This is a genomic window from Nocardiopsis kunsanensis DSM 44524, from assembly GCF_000340965.1.
GTDB classification, from domain to species: domain Bacteria; phylum Actinomycetota; class Actinomycetes; order Streptosporangiales; family Streptosporangiaceae; genus Nocardiopsis; species Nocardiopsis kunsanensis.
Map to the genome: position 1 here is coordinate 1 of NZ_ANAY01000014.1, position 13825 is coordinate 13825.

The 13825-nt window shown below is 70.0% G+C and carries 13 protein-coding genes; 4 read left to right on the top strand and 9 right to left on the bottom strand.

The features are described from left to right. The first annotated feature begins 184 nt into the window (after positions 1-184). The 4 genes from D456_RS0111095 (at position 185) to D456_RS23985 (ending at position 4559) form a co-directional block, all read left to right on the top strand. On the top strand, positions 185-2644 hold the full coding sequence (locus tag D456_RS0111095) for a DUF262 domain-containing protein (protein WP_017576253.1): 2460 nt from the start codon (positions 185-187) through the stop codon (positions 2642-2644). A gap of 120 nt (positions 2645-2764) precedes the next feature. Further along, a complete protein-coding gene (locus tag D456_RS0111100; protein ID WP_017576254.1) occupies positions 2765-3448 on the top strand; it encodes a M23 family metallopeptidase in 684 nt (227 codons plus the stop codon). Between the two features lie 71 nt (positions 3449-3519). Next, a complete protein-coding gene (gene fdxA / locus D456_RS0111105; protein ID WP_026115766.1) occupies positions 3520-3867 on the top strand; it encodes a ferredoxin in 348 nt (115 codons plus the stop codon). Between the two features lie 80 nt (positions 3868-3947). Next, positions 3948-4559, top strand: coding sequence for a helix-turn-helix transcriptional regulator (locus D456_RS23985; RefSeq protein WP_040699107.1), 612 nt, complete (start codon positions 3948-3950; stop codon positions 4557-4559). Between the two features lie 76 nt (positions 4560-4635). On the opposite strand, the gene D456_RS0111115 is transcribed toward D456_RS23985, so the two are convergent. From D456_RS0111115 to D456_RS0111155, 9 genes are all read right to left on the bottom strand, one after another. Further along, positions 4636-5511 carry an alpha/beta fold hydrolase gene (locus tag D456_RS0111115; RefSeq protein WP_017576257.1) on the bottom strand — a complete coding sequence of 292 codons (876 nt, stop codon included), beginning with the start codon at positions 5509-5511 and terminating at the stop codon, positions 4636-4638. Positions 5512-5546: 35 nt separating this feature from the next. Next, positions 5547-6203 carry an isochorismatase family protein gene (locus tag D456_RS0111120; RefSeq protein WP_017576258.1) on the bottom strand — a complete coding sequence of 219 codons (657 nt, stop codon included), beginning with the start codon at positions 6201-6203 and terminating at the stop codon, positions 5547-5549. Further along, positions 6196-6912 (bottom strand): SRPBCC family protein, encoded by a 717-nt coding sequence (locus D456_RS0111125; RefSeq protein WP_017576259.1) that lies wholly within the window; start codon positions 6910-6912, stop codon positions 6196-6198. The genes D456_RS0111120 and D456_RS0111125 overlap by 8 nt, the downstream gene beginning before the upstream one ends. Further along, a complete protein-coding gene (locus D456_RS0111130; protein ID WP_017576260.1) occupies positions 6909-7445 on the bottom strand; it encodes a (2Fe-2S)-binding protein in 537 nt (178 codons plus the stop codon). The genes D456_RS0111125 and D456_RS0111130 overlap by 4 nt, the downstream gene beginning before the upstream one ends. After that, positions 7442-9832, bottom strand: coding sequence for a xanthine dehydrogenase family protein molybdopterin-binding subunit (locus tag D456_RS0111135; protein ID WP_017576261.1), 2391 nt, complete (start codon positions 9830-9832; stop codon positions 7442-7444). The genes D456_RS0111130 and D456_RS0111135 overlap by 4 nt, the downstream gene beginning before the upstream one ends. After that, positions 9829-10695 carry an FAD binding domain-containing protein gene (locus D456_RS0111140; RefSeq protein ID WP_017576262.1) on the bottom strand — a complete coding sequence of 289 codons (867 nt, stop codon included), beginning with the start codon at positions 10693-10695 and terminating at the stop codon, positions 9829-9831. Before D456_RS0111140 ends, D456_RS0111135 begins: the two co-directional genes overlap by 4 nt. 8 nt (positions 10696-10703) lie before the next feature. Further along, positions 10704-11969 (bottom strand): FAD-dependent monooxygenase, encoded by a 1266-nt coding sequence (locus D456_RS0111145; protein ID WP_026115767.1) that lies wholly within the window; start codon positions 11967-11969, stop codon positions 10704-10706. Positions 11970-12030: 61 nt separating this feature from the next. Continuing rightward, positions 12031-13041, bottom strand: coding sequence for a PTS transporter subunit IIC (locus tag D456_RS0111150; protein WP_017576264.1), 1011 nt, complete (start codon positions 13039-13041; stop codon positions 12031-12033). A gap of 1 nt (position 13042) precedes the next feature. After that, positions 13043-13804 carry a maleate cis-trans isomerase family protein gene (locus D456_RS0111155; protein WP_017576265.1) on the bottom strand — a complete coding sequence of 254 codons (762 nt, stop codon included), beginning with the start codon at positions 13802-13804 and terminating at the stop codon, positions 13043-13045. Positions 13805-13825 lie beyond the last annotated feature (21 nt).

Consider the following 13825-nt stretch of genomic DNA (forward strand, 5'->3'; position numbering starts at 1 on the left):
GCCCACTGGCCACCGCGGCCTGAGCACACCCGGGTGAACGTTTCCGGCCACAGCACTAGGTCGGCGACAGGCTCTACCCCGGAGCTTCCCCGGACCGGCCGGGTTCTCACCGGTAAGACGTACCGGCCCCTTCCTGATGCCGTCCCCGTCCCACTTTCCGTACCCTTTAGGAGGAGGCGCTCTCATGCAGGCCAAAGAAACCACGTTCCAAGCATTGGTCGAGGGCACCCGGCAGTTCCAGATTCCGCTGTACCAGCGCCCCTATTCGTGGGGTAAGGAAGAGCTCGACCGGCTCTGGGACGATCTCACCGAACAGGTGGCCACCGACGTGGCAGCGGAGAATTCGGGCAGATCCGCCGCGTCCCACTTCATCGGTTCGGTCGTCCTCGCTCCGCAGGTGTCTTTCGTCAGCAAGCTGAACCGGATCCTGGTCATTGACGGCCAGCAGCGGCTCACGACGCTGTCCATCGCCCTGGCAGCGATTCGCGACCGGCTTAGCGCAGTCGAGGTCCTGGAGGCGGACGATTTCAGCGGTGCGGACAAGATCGACGGTGTGTACCTGATCAACCGGTTCGAGAAGAAGGACGACAGGTACCGCATCTCCCCCACCCAGGTCGACCGGGCCTCCTACAACGCCATTGTTCGTAGGGAAGTGGACGCGGGCTCCGACGACAACGTCGGTTTCGCCTACAACTACTTCTCGCGCATGGTCGCCGACCACAAGGAGGAAGATCTCCAGCGGTTGGAGGAGACCATCGGTCATCGCATGACCCTGGTGGAGATCCTGGCGGAGAAGGACGACAACGTCTACCGGATCTTCGAGTCGCTGAACAACACCGGTAAGAGCCTGAGCCAGACCGATCTGCTGCGCAATCACGTCTTCATGCTTCTTCCCGAGAGCGACGAGGAAGTCTACGACGAGGTCTGGTTGCCCATGCAGGAGGAGTTGGGCCCTGACCAGCTGGAGACCCTGGCCTGGCTGGACCTGGTGCTACGCGGCGACGACCGGGCCAAGCAGAGCGAGGTCTACCACGGGCAGAAGGCACGCCTGGAAAAGGTGGCCCTGGACGGGGGCGAGCAGGCGTTGCGCGCAGAACTGCAACAGTTGAGGCGGCGCGGCCAACTCCTCCAGCGTGTCATCGACCCCGGGTACGAGGACCATCCGGAATTGGCCGCGATCCTGCAGCGGTTGGTCGACTGGGGCAACATGATCTACCGGCCGCTCGCTCTGCATCTGCTGGTGCTCCGCGACCAGGGGCACGCCGACACCGAGGAGCTGATCAGGGCCCTGGGTTACGTGGAGAGTTTCATGGTGAGGCGGATGATCGCGGGTGTTCCCACCCAGGGGCTCAACCGCATCTTCATGTCCTCGCCCAAGGAGATCCCTCCCGGCGGATCCGTGTCCGACTCCGTGCACCGCTACCTGTCGGATCCTCGGCGGCGCTGGCCCACCGACCGCATCCTGGACGAGGCCGTGGCCACGCGTAACTTCTACTGGTCCGGCCGTGGACCGCAACGCACATACGTACTGCGCAGGCTGGAGGAGAGCTTCGGTTCCCCCGAACCGGTCGACTTCACCAAGGCCCGGCTGAGCATCGAGCACGTGCTTCCGCAGAAGCCGACCGAAAAATGGCATGCGCTCCTGAGCACCCAGTCCGACCCCGGTGAGAGCGGGGAAGAGCTGCACACGCGGTTGCTGCACACGCTGGGCAACCTCACCCTGACCGCGCAGAACGCCAAGCTCTCCAACCACATGTTCGACCGCAAGCGGGGCATCTTCGACTCCAGTGCGCTCCGGATGAACCGGGAGATCGCGGAGGTCGCGAGCTGGGGCCGCCCCGAGATCGAAGAGCGCGCCGCCGAGCTGGCCGAACGCGCCAAGGTCCTGTGGCCGGCCCCGCTGGACGCGGGACAGGATCGGGGATTGTTGGAGGAAGCCTCCGGGAAGCGGATCGGCGAGGCGTTGGCCATGGTGGCCTCGGAGAACTGGACCACGCATCGGGAACTGGCGCTGTTGGCGAGCACCCGTCCAGCGACCGTGGCCACGTACTTGGCCGAGCACGAGGACGCCCCGCACCGGGACCGCGCCTTCGCCGACACCGCGGCGGCCGAGCAGGCCGGTATGCCTCATGACCGGTTCGTTCCGGCCGCCACGCTGGCCGAACTGACGGGGCTGGACATCGACAGGGCGGTCGAGCGTGAGCGCCGCTTCCGTGAACAACTGGTGGAGAACCGATCGGCCGGGACCACCAGGGCGGTCCTGGAGCTCATCGACGGCTGGGACGGCCTGGGTGGAGCGCTGAGGTGGGGTGAAGGGGCCGAGACCAGCTGCTTCATGCTGACCTGGGACCAGCTGACGTCTTCGCACGAACGGTGGGCCCTGACTCTCTACCCCAAGATGGGTACGGCCGAGGTGGTCTTCCAGCACCTGCACAGCCGTCCACCGTTCGACACGGTGGGCATGCGCCGCCAACTGCTCGACCGGTTCAACGCCGTCCCGGGGATCGCTCTGCCCGAGGACGCGCTCGACCGCCGGCCGAACTTCCGGTTGGAGTCGCTGTCCGGTGACGGCGGGCAGCAGGTCTTGGAGGTGCTCGCGTGGTTCCGTGAGCGCTGCAAGGAATGGCTGGCCACGCAGGGGTGACCGGCCCCGAACCGTCCCGTCCCACACCCCCTCGATCACACGCGGGGCCTTACCCCTGGTCACACGGCAGTTGACCGCATAACTTCGTGGTACGGGGTACCTGGCGTCGAGGGGGCACACATGGGTTCGGCCACTGTTCTCGACCTACCGTTCACCGGACGGTGGTTGGTCCGCAACAGCCCGCTGCGGCGCGTGCCCAGTCATGGCACGGAGTCGCTCGCCGACCGCTACGCCATCGACTTCGTCGGGGTCGACGAGCAGAACCAGAGCGTGCGGGCGCGGGACTGGCGCAGCGTGCTGGCCACGGAGCCGCCGGAGCGCTTCTTCTCCCACGGCCGTCCGGTCCTGTCACCGCTCGACGGCGTGGTCATGGCCGCGCACGACGGGGAGGAGGACCACGAGGCGCACCGGTCGGTCGTGGCCCGGGTGCCCTACGCGTGGAACCGGTCCTCCCGGGAGGCGCGGGGTGTTCCGGCCATGGTCGGCAATTACGTGGTCGTGGCCTACCCCGACATGTCGTCCCACATCCTCCTCGCGCAGCTGCGCCGGGGTTCGTTGCGTGTGACGGTCGGCGACCAGGTCGGTGCCGGCCAGCAGGTCGCCGAATGCGGGAGCAGCGGCAACGCGCACCAGCCCCACCTGCACCTGCAGGCGATGGACGGGCCGGACCCGGTTCAGGCACGGGGGTTGCCGGTGTCCTTCTGCGATTTCCGGGAGTGGGTCCACGGGCTGGATCCGTCTTACACCGTGGAGGCCGGTCTGCCGGGTGAGTACTCGGTCGTCGAACCGCTCTCCCGGCGCTGACACCGTCCCGGCCGGGCGGTGCTGTCGGCACCCCCTGGTTTTCACAAGAGCCCCTCGTATAAACTCGGGACATGACTTACGTGATTGCCCAACCGTGCGTGGACGTGCTGGATCGGTCCTGTATCGACGAATGCCCGGTCGACTGCATCTACGAGGGCGACCGGATGCTCTACATCCACCCCGACGAGTGCGTGGACTGCGGCGCCTGCGAGCCGGTGTGCCCGGTCGAGGCGATCTACTACGAGGACGACCTGCCCACGGAGTTCGGGGCCTACCTAGCCGACAACGAGGAGTTCTTCACCCAGCCCCTGCCGGGCCGCGAGGATTCACTGGACTCGCCCGGCGGCGCTTCGAGGGTCGGTGTGGTCGGCGTGGACACGCCCCTGGTGGCGGGGCTTCCCCCGCAGGCCGCGCAGTGAAGAGGCAGGACACGCAGCCCCGGGAGAGCAGGCAGGCGGGGCCCCGACGGGGCAGCCCCACGGCAGGGCGCCGGGAGCAGGTGTTGCGGCTCCTGCGCGGCGCGGAGCGGCCGTTGGGGATCGCCGAGATCGCCGAGCGGCTCGGTGTGCACGCCAACACCGCCCGTTTCCACCTGGAGGCCTTGGCCGCGAACGGCCAGGTGGAGCACACCACTTCCGGGCGCGGTGCCCCGGGGCGGCCCGCTCGCCTGTACCGGCCGGTCCCGGGTATGGACCCGACGGGACCGCGCAGTTATCGGGTGCTGGCCGAAGCGCTGGCCGCGGGTCTGGCCGGAGAGCCCGACCCCGGCCGCCGGGCGATCGAGGCCGGCCGTTCGTGGGGCCGGTCCCGGGCGGCCGCGGACACGTCCGGGTCGGCCGAGCCGGTGTCGGCACTGATGAACCTGCTCGACGAGCTGGGTTTCGCACCCGAGCTGCTCCCCGACGGCGAGGGGCAGCAGATCGGGGTGCACCACTGTCCGTTCCTCGAACTGGCCACGGAGCGGCCCGACGTGGTGTGCCCCCTGCACCTGGGACTGATGCAGGGGGCGATGGAGGCATGGGGGTCGTCGACCGCGGTCGAGCGGGTCGAGGCCTTCGTCGAGCCCGACCTGTGCGCGACCCACCTGAGGAGCCCCGCGGAGGTGCCGTGAGGGCTCGAGACACGGGGAGCCCACACGGCGGAGGTCCGGGCCGGAGGACGGACGGCCCGGACACGGCACTGCGGCCTCAGGCCTTCGGCATCGAGGCCAGCGACTCGCGCACGGCGGTCATCGCCCCTTCGGGGGCGTCCCAGAAGATCATGTGGCCGGCGCCTTCGACCCCGACCAGTTCCGCTCCGGGGTGGGCCTCCGCCGCTTCCTTCACTCCGGCCGCGTCCACGACCGGGCTGTCCGCTCCGTACACGAGCGTGGTCGGCTGCGGGACCGAGCCCCAGTAGTCGAAGAAGTCCTCCGCCTCGAAACCGCGGTGGGTGGCGTCGATCGACTCGGTGGCACAGCTGGCCAGCCAGCGCGCCCGCAGCTCGCGCTCGCGCAGCGACCAGCGCGGCCAGAAACCGGCCACCTCCTCGGCGTCGGTACCGCGCTGGGCCTGCTGCAGCTGCTTGCGGAAGGCCTCCAACGTGGTGGGGTAGGGCGCGCGCCCCGGCCCGCTCATCGGCGGGTCGACCAGGATCGACCCGGTGTAGGCGGCGCCGGGTCGGACCGCGGCGGCCGCGGCGATCCGCGCGCCCAGCGAGTGCCCCAGCAGGACCGTCCGGCCCAGCCCCAGCCCTTCGACCGCGGCCTCGACGTCGTCGGCGTAGGCGCTCAGGCTGTAGTCGCCGTCGCCCGGGGCGTCGGACAGGCCCCGGCCCCGCAGGTCCACGACCACGGGCCGGGCCACGTCGGTGAGTCGGCGGGCGACGAAGTCCATCGAGATCGCGGGGCTGGTGATCCCGGGCAGGATCAGTAGGCTGGGCCGCTCATCGGTCCCGGAGGCCTGCTCGAGGGCCCCGTAGTCGAGCGCGTGCAGCCGGAGGCCGCCCGAGCGGAACCAGCGTCCGACGGCAGGGACGTCAGCGAGGTCGGCGAGGGCCTCCTGGTGGATCGGTCTTTCGGACATGGTCGTTTCCTCCTGGAGACGGGGTCGGGGCCGGCTCATGCCCGGGCCTGGGAGAGGTAGGTGCGGGCGTCGTCGAGCCCGATGACGTCGGCGTACTTGGCGTCCAGGTCGAACAGGGCCGCCTCCTGGGGGCCCTCGGCCCGGTCCCCCACGCAGTCGCGCGGGACGAGGGCGGAGAAACCCGCCTGTACGGCGTCCACGGCGGTGGCGCGCACGCACCCGCTCGTGGTCGCGCCGCACACGAGAAGCGTGTCTCTCTGAAGCCCGGTGAGCATGGTGGCCAGTGGTGTGCCGGCGAAGGCCGAGGCGCCCTTCTTCACGATGAGGGGGTCGCGGTCGCCGCGCGTGAGCCGCGGGTCGAGTTCCACGGCCGCGCTGCCCTCGCGCATCCCGCGCATGCCCGGTGCCTTGTCCAGCCACCGGTACCAGTCGCCGGCGAGCTCTTCCTCGGAGTAGGCGATGACGGTGTAGATGACCGGGACCGAGGCGGCGTGGGCGCTCTCCACCAGGCGGGCGGTGGAGTCCACGGTCGGGGTGAGGTCGGCGCCGCTGGGGAAGCCGGGTTCGGTGAACCCGCGGCTCAGGTCGACCACGACCACTGCGGGGCGTGCACCTCGCCGTACCTGGGAGCCGAACCCGGCCTGGGCGTAGGTGTCGGCCGTCGAGTCACCGTAGGTGTCCAGCTCAGCCACGGCGGACCTCCTTCAGCAGAGCGATCTGTTTGGACTGGGAGGCGAGCTTGCCGAGCAGCAGGCCCTGCAGCACGCCGACGGCGAAGGCGCCCACGTACGGGAGTACCTTCTTCGTCCTCGGGCCCACGAGCAGGCCCAGGCCGTCGAGCTCGTCCCCGGCCGGCGCGGGAGCGGGGGCGGCGGCAGCAGCCGCATCGGCGGGCCCGGCCTGGGGCGGGACCTGCCCCGCCGGGGCGGAGGCAGCGGCGGCGAGCGCGGGGCCCGAGCCCTCACGCAGCATCCGGGAGAGGTTGTCGGCGAACTGCTGGAGCAGCCGGTCGGAGACGGCCCCGATGGCGGCCTTGCCGAACTGGGCGATCTTGCCGCGGATCAGCAGGTCGGCCTCGATGTTGAGGACGCAGCCGCCCTCGCGTTCGACGACACCGAGGGTCACCGCTGCTTCGGCGTCACCGCTGCCGCCGGCCTCGGAGCCGCGTGCCTGCACCCGCAGCGTGCGCTGCTCGGCGTCGACGTCGAGGAAACGCACGGTTCCGGAGTAGGCGGCGCTGATCGGGCCGACCTTGACCTTGACGTTTCCCTGGTAGGTGTCGCCGTCCCGGCCGTCCAGTGCCGCTCCGGGAACGCAGGTCACGATCCGTTCGACGTCGTTGACCGCGGTGAAGACCTCCTCGGGGGAGGCCTCGACGAAGGTGCTCTTCTCCAGGATCATGCCCGGCTCCTCTCATCGGCGGGGTCGTCGGCGGGTCGGCCGCACACGGCGCCGCAGGATGCTCGGCGTTCGTCCGCGCACGCCCCGATGGCGTCGACGATGGTCTGATAGCCGGTGCACCGGCACAGGTTGGAGGAGGCCGCCTCGCGGATCTCCTCCCGGGTGGGTTCGGGGTTGTCGGCCAGGAAGCCTTCGGCCAGCATCAGGAAGCCCGGTGTGCAGAAACCGCACTGCAGGGCGTGGTGCTCGGAGAACTTGCGCTGCAGGTCTCCCAGGCCGTCGGGGCCGGCGAGCGACTCCACGGTGCGGATCTGCCGCCCTTCCGCCTGCACGGCGAACATCAGGCAGGCGCGTGCCGGTGCCCCGTCGACCAGGATGGTGCAGGCACCGCACACGCCGTGTTCGCAGCCCACGTGGGTCCCGGTCAGGTGCAGGTCGTGGCGCAGGACGTCCACCAGTGTGCGGCGTGCCGGGGTGAGCAGTTCGTGTTCCTCACCGTTGACGGTGAGGGTGATCAGGAGACGGTCGGTCATGAGTGGGCCTCCAATGCTTGCTGCACCTGCTCCGGGGTGATGGGTGTGGCGTCGAACTCGACCCCGGTGTGGCGCAGGGCGTCGTTGACGGAGTTGACCACTGCCGCGGGGGCACCGATGGTGCCGCCCTCACCGCTGCCCTTCGCCCCGCTCTCGGTGAGCAGGGAGGGCGTCTCCAGGTGGCTGATCGCCACGTCGGGGATCTCGGCGGCGGTGGGCACCTTGTAGTCGATGAAGCTGGCCGCCGAGGGTTCGCCCTGGTCGTCGTAGGTGATGCGTTCGTACAGGGCCCCGGCGATGCCCTGGGCGATGCCTCCGCGGGCCTGTCCGTCGACCACCTGCGGGTTGATGGCCACTCCGCAGTCCTCCACGCAGAGGTAGCGCAGGATCTCCACCTTCCCGGTGCCGGGGTGCAGTTCCGTGACCACGGCGTGGGTGGAGTTGGAGAAGGTCCCGTCACCCGGGGTGTCGAAGTCGCCGTTGCCGACGAGTCCGGGTTCGATCGCCTTCGGCAGCAGGTTGGGCCGCAGGTAGGCGATGTCGGCGATGTCCACGTAGCTGACCGCCCGGTCGGGGTCGTCGATCCGGCGGACCGTGTTGTCGTGGAGCTCGACGTTGTCGGGTGTGGTCTCCAGCATGTGGGAACCGATGTGCATCAGCTTCTCGCCGAGCTTGTCGGCGGCCCGTGAGACGGCGCTTCCGCCGATGGTGATGGAGCGGCTCGCGAAGGTGCCCCACCCGTAGGCGATACGTTCGGTGTCGCCCTGCTGGATCTTGACCTGTGTGGGATCGAGGCCGAGCCGGTCGGCGGCGATCTGGGCCATGGTCGTCTCGTGGCTCTGGCCGTGGCTGAGCGTTCCGGTGCTCACCACCACCGTCCCGGAGGTGTCCATCCGTGCTTCGGCCAGGTCGTACCCGGGCACGACGCTCATCTTGCGCTTGGCGAAGGCGTCCGAGCCGTAGCCGCTGCGTTCGTTGAAGCAGCAGTAGCCGATGCCGATGGTGCGCCCCTGCGCGGCGGCCGACTCGCGCAGCTCGTACCAGCCCTCGTCCTGGACCAGCTGTTCGGCCAGGTTCAGCGCCTCCAGGTAGGAGCCCGGGTCATAGGTGACGGCGTTGACGCCGGTGTAGGGGAACTGGGTGATGACGTTGCGCCGGCGGATCTCCACCGGGTCCAGGTCCAGTTCCCGGGCCGCGCGTTCGAACAACCGCTCCATCGCCATCACGAACTGCGGCCGGCTGACCCCGCGGTAGGGGGCGGTGGGCGCCTTGTTCGTGGTGATGCCGCGGGCCCGCACCCGGTAGGCGGGCACCTTGTAGACGCCGGGCATCTCCGCGGAGGCCATCAGCGGCTCGATACCCGCGGTGAAGGGGTAGCAGGAGTAGGCCCCCATGTCGCAGACGATGTCGGCGTCCAGGGCCAGGATCCTGCCTTCGGAGTCGAACGCGGCCCGTGTGTCGTAGTGCTGTTCGCGGCCCAGGAACGAAGCGGTGAGCGCGTCCTTGCGGTCCTCGATCCACTTGACGGGCCGGCCCAGTCGCAGGGCGGCCGCGGCCGCGGCGATCTCCTCGCGCCCCACCACGCACTTGATTCCGAAACCGCCGCCCATGTCGCCGACGGCGACGCGGACCCGGTTCTCGGCCAGCCCCAGCGAGCGGGCCATGGCGGTGCGGACGGTGTGGGGCACCTGGGTGCAGGTCTGTACCAGCAGGTTCTCGTCGCGTGCGCTCCAGGAGGCCACGACGCCGCGTGTCTCCAGCGGCAGGGCGTTCTGCCGGCTGCTGCGCGTGTCGAGCCGCACCACGTAGTGGGCCGAGTCGAACACCTCGTCGATGCCCTCGGTGGCGAACATGGACACGTCCAGCAGCGTGTTGTCCGGGGCCTGGTCGTGGACGGTGGGTGCGCCTTCGGACAGGGCGACCTCTTCGGAGGGGACCGCGTCGAGGACCTCGTACTCCACCTGTGCGGCTTCGACCCCGTCCTCGGCCGCGTAGGCGTCCTCGGCGACGACGATGGCCACGGGCTCACCGGCGAACCGGACGCGGTCCCGGGCCAGGATGGGCATGTCGGTCGGCACGAACTCCTCGATGGGCCGGTCCAGGACCGCGGTGATGTCGTTCAGGTCCAGGTCGGCGGCGCTGTAGGCGGCGACCACCCCGGGGACACGGCGCACCTCGGACAGGTCGACCGAGAGCAGCCGGCCCGAGGCGACCGTGGCGCGCACGAACTGGGCGTGCACCATGCGCGGCAGGCTGACGTCGTCGACGAAGGTCCCGGTGCCGCTGAGCAGGCGGGTGTCCTCCTTGCGGCGGACCGCGGTACCGGTCCAGGTCTCCTTCTGCTCCGGGACTTCGCCGGTCTGCGGGGCTGCGTGTGTGATGGTCATCGGGCAGCGGCCTCCTCGCATGCACGAACGATGAGTGTCCGGGCCAGGACCCGGCGGTAGTCGGAGCTGCCGTCGGCGTCCGAGGGGGGATCGATCGCCGCTTCGGCCGCCTCGGCGCACGCGGCGAACAGCTCCGGGCCGGCCGGTCCGCCGTTCTGCAGTACCGCTTCGGCCTCGGGTACGCGTACCGGGGCCGGGGCCACCCCGCCCAGGGCCACCCGGCCGCCGCGGACGGTGCCGTCGGCGGCCAGGTCGAGGTCGACAGCGGCGGCCACGGCCGCGAAGTCCCCGGCGCGTTCGGCGAACTCGGTGAGCGCGCAGTGCGGCGCCGGTCTCGGGAAGACCACGTCCACGATGACCTCGTCGGGCGCCAGGGTCGTCATGTAGAAGCCGAGGAAGAGGTCGGCGGCCTCGATGGTGCGCTGGGCACCCCCGGGGCCACGGACCACCACCCGGGCGTCCAGCAGGACCGCCAGCAGGCACCACTCGGCAGTCGCGTCCCCGTGGGCGAGACTGCCGCCCACCGTGCCCAGCGTGCGGATCGGCAGGTGCCCCACCCAGGCCATCGCCTCACGCAGGACCGCGTGGTCGGGGCCGAGGAGGGAGTCGGGCGCGGTCTCCACGGCCCGATGGGTGGTGAGGGGGCCGATGTGCAGCCCTTCCTCGTCTGTACTGATGCCGGAAAGGCCGGGAAGAGCCGTGACGTCGACCAGATGGGCGGGCCTGGCCAGCCTGAAGTTCATCATCGGGACCAGGCTCTGCCCTCCGGCGATGATCTTGGCGTCGTCGCCGAGTTCGCTGAGCAGGTCGACGGCCCCGTCGACGTCGCGGGCACGGTGGTAGGTGAATGCGGCGGGCTTCATGGGTCTCCTCAGCGGATGAACTGGTAGGAGAAGGATTCGGAGTCGGAATCGTCCAGCGGTGTCCCACGCCACAACAGTTCGTAGGAGATCGCCGATTCCCCGTGGAAGTCACGGAGCTTGCGGTCGCGTTCTTCCTGCTCCGGACCGTCGGGCAAGTGGTACAGCTCCTTGTTGGCCAGCGAGGCCTCCTGGACCATGGCGGCTCGCTGCGCCCGGCGGGAGACGTAGCGTGCCAGCGCCTCCGGTGCCTTGTCGACGGTAACGGTACCCAGTTCCTCGGCCAGGACCGCGGCGTCCTCCATCGCCTGCGAGGCGCCCTGGGCCTGGTACGGGAGCATCGCGTGGCACGCGTCCCCCAGCAGTGCGACCCTTCCGTCGACCCACCCCGGGTCGGGGCGGCGGTAGTGGAGCGGCCAGGCGCCGGTGCTCTCGGCCTTGGAGAGCATCGCGGTCACCCGGTCGTCCCAGCCGGGGAAGGCGTCGGCCAGTTCCTGGACGGAGGCCGGCACCGAGCTGTGCGAGGCGAGCTCGGGCGGGCACGGCACGATCGCCACCACGTTCAGGTACTCGCCGCCGTTGATCATGTAGTGCACCAGGTGGCGGTCGGGCCCGTACCAGATAGTGCTCTGGAACCGGTCGACCAGCCAGCGGGTGGCGGGGTCGGCGGCGATCTTGTCCCCGGGGATGAGGGCCCGGTAGGCCATCTCGCCGGAGAACCGGAGCGTGTCGGGGAAGCCGGCCGCGTCGCGGACGCGGGACTTCAGCCCGTCCGCGCCGACGAGCACGTCGGCGGCGTAGCGGCGGCCGTCCGCAGTGATCGCCACGGGGCGTTCGGGGTCGCTGTCGTCGACATCGGTGACCTGGCTGTTGATCTCCACCTGTACGGGGGGACCGGCGCCCTCCGGGTCGGTGCAGGCGTCCAGGATGACGCGGTGCAGGTCGGCCCGGTGGTAGTGCCAGTAGGGCGCGTTGAACTCGCGCTTGCACCGGTCGCCCAGCGGGGTCAGACCGATGACGCTTCCGTCCTTCCAGCGCCGCCGGACCTGGTCCTGCGGTTCGGTACGGATCTCTTCGAGCTTCTCGCGCAGGCCCAGGCGGACGAGGATCCGGCTGGCGTTGGGCGCGGACTGGATTCCGGCGCCGACCTCGGCCAGCTCTGGGGCCTGTTCCAGGACGGTGACGTGCAGACCGCGTCGGCGCATGGCCAGGGCGGCCGTGAGGCCTCCGAGGCCGCCTCCGGCAACGGTCACTTCATAGGACTGACGGGACGGCATCCTTACTCCAACAGGGATGAGAGTGCGGTTGGCTACAGGGGGGCCGTGGGGCTGGTGGGCCCTAGTCCTGTCGGATCAGCTGTTCGCTGTCGGTGATCCAGGACATGCGGCGCATGGGCAGGTAGACCAGCCAGGCGACGAGCGCCGGGAGGACGAACTGGAAGGCCACGATGATCAGCAGCACCTCCACGCTGAAACCCATCGTCTCGACGGTCATGAGCGGGCCGACGAAACCGGAGGTGCCCATACCGGCACCCGCGGCGTTGCCTTCCATCGCAAACCCCACCGTCGCGATGGGGGCCAGTACGGCGCCCGCGACCGTCGGCGGGACGAACAGGAGCGGGTTCCGCACGATGTTGGGCACTTGGAGCATCGAGGTTCCCAGTCCGAGCGAGACCACCCCGCCCCAACCGTTCTCCCGGAACCCGGTGACCGCGAAGCCGATCATCTGCGCAGCGCAACCGATCGTGGCGGCCCCTGCGGCGAGTCCGCTCAGGTCCATCATGACCGCGATGGCCGCGCTGGAGATGGGCAGGGTCAGCGCGATCCCCATGAGGACGGCGACCAGGATGCTCATCAGCACCGGCTGCTGATCGGTGGCCCACATGATGATCTGGCCGAGGCCGCGCATACCGCTGTCGATGGCCGGTCCGGCCGCCCAGGACACCCCGAAACCGGCCAGTACGGTCACCGACGGGGTCAGCACGATGTCCAGGCGGGTGCGCTGGGAGATCAGCTTTCCGACCTCGGTGGCCAGCACCGTGGCCAGGAAGGCCCCGGCCGGTCCGCCCAGTTCGGCGCCGAAGGCCCCGGTGGCCACCGCCGAGAACAGCACCAGCGACGGTGCTTTCAGGGAGTAGGCCACGGCCGCGCCGATGGCCGGGCCCATCATCGCCATCGTCATGGTCCCGGCCTCGTCCAACCAGCCGATTCCGGCCTGCTCGCCGACCGTCTGCAGGATCAGACCGATGATCAGCGACGAGAACAGGCCCAGCGCCATGTAGGACAGCGCCGTGACGAAGTACGTGTGCAGTGAGGGGTGGACCCCACGGGAGGCGAGGAACTCTCTCATGTCAGTTCCCGGGGTGGTTTCCGCTGAGCAGACTGCCGGCGTCGGGGACCTCGGTCCGCAGACCGAGCTCGCTGAGCAGCCGGTGGGTGGTCGCGGTCGCGGCCGAGAGCACGGGCAGTTCCACGCGCTTCTCCAGTGCGGGGATCGCCGGCAGGGACGGCATCTGCACACACGCCGAGGTCACCAGGGCGTCGGCGCGGCCGAGGTTCAGCCGCTGACTGTGCTCTTCCAGATCGGCCGGGTCGAGCCCAGCGACCGCGAGGTTGTCCGAGACCTCCAGGCTGACCGCGTCGACCACCTCGATCCCGCTGTCCTCGATGTAGTCGGCGACCATCTTGGTCAGCGGCTTCATGTAGGGCGTGATGATGGCGACGCGCTTGGCCCCCAGCGCCGAGATGCCCGACAGCAGGGCGCCGGCGCTGGACACGACCGGGGCCGAGGCGCCCTCGGCGTCGAGCACACCGCTGATGGTGTCCTCGGCGGTGCAGTGGTAGCCGGGTCCCTGGGCCATGATGGCGACCAGGCACGCCGACGCCACGGCGTCCGGGCGTGCGTCCGCCAGCTCGGCGGCGGCGCGCTCGCTCTGCTGGTTCATCGCCCGCAGCTGCTCGGGCGTGACCTGCTGCATGCGGGCTCGTGCGCTGTGAAAGGTGAAGCGTTCCTCGGGCCGGTCCGCTTCCCGTGCGCGGAGCATGCGCGGAAGCTCGGTCTCCATGGTCAGGTTGGAGCTGGGAACGACCAGGCCGATCCGGTAGTCGGTCACCGGTTCCTCCTCGTTTGTGGT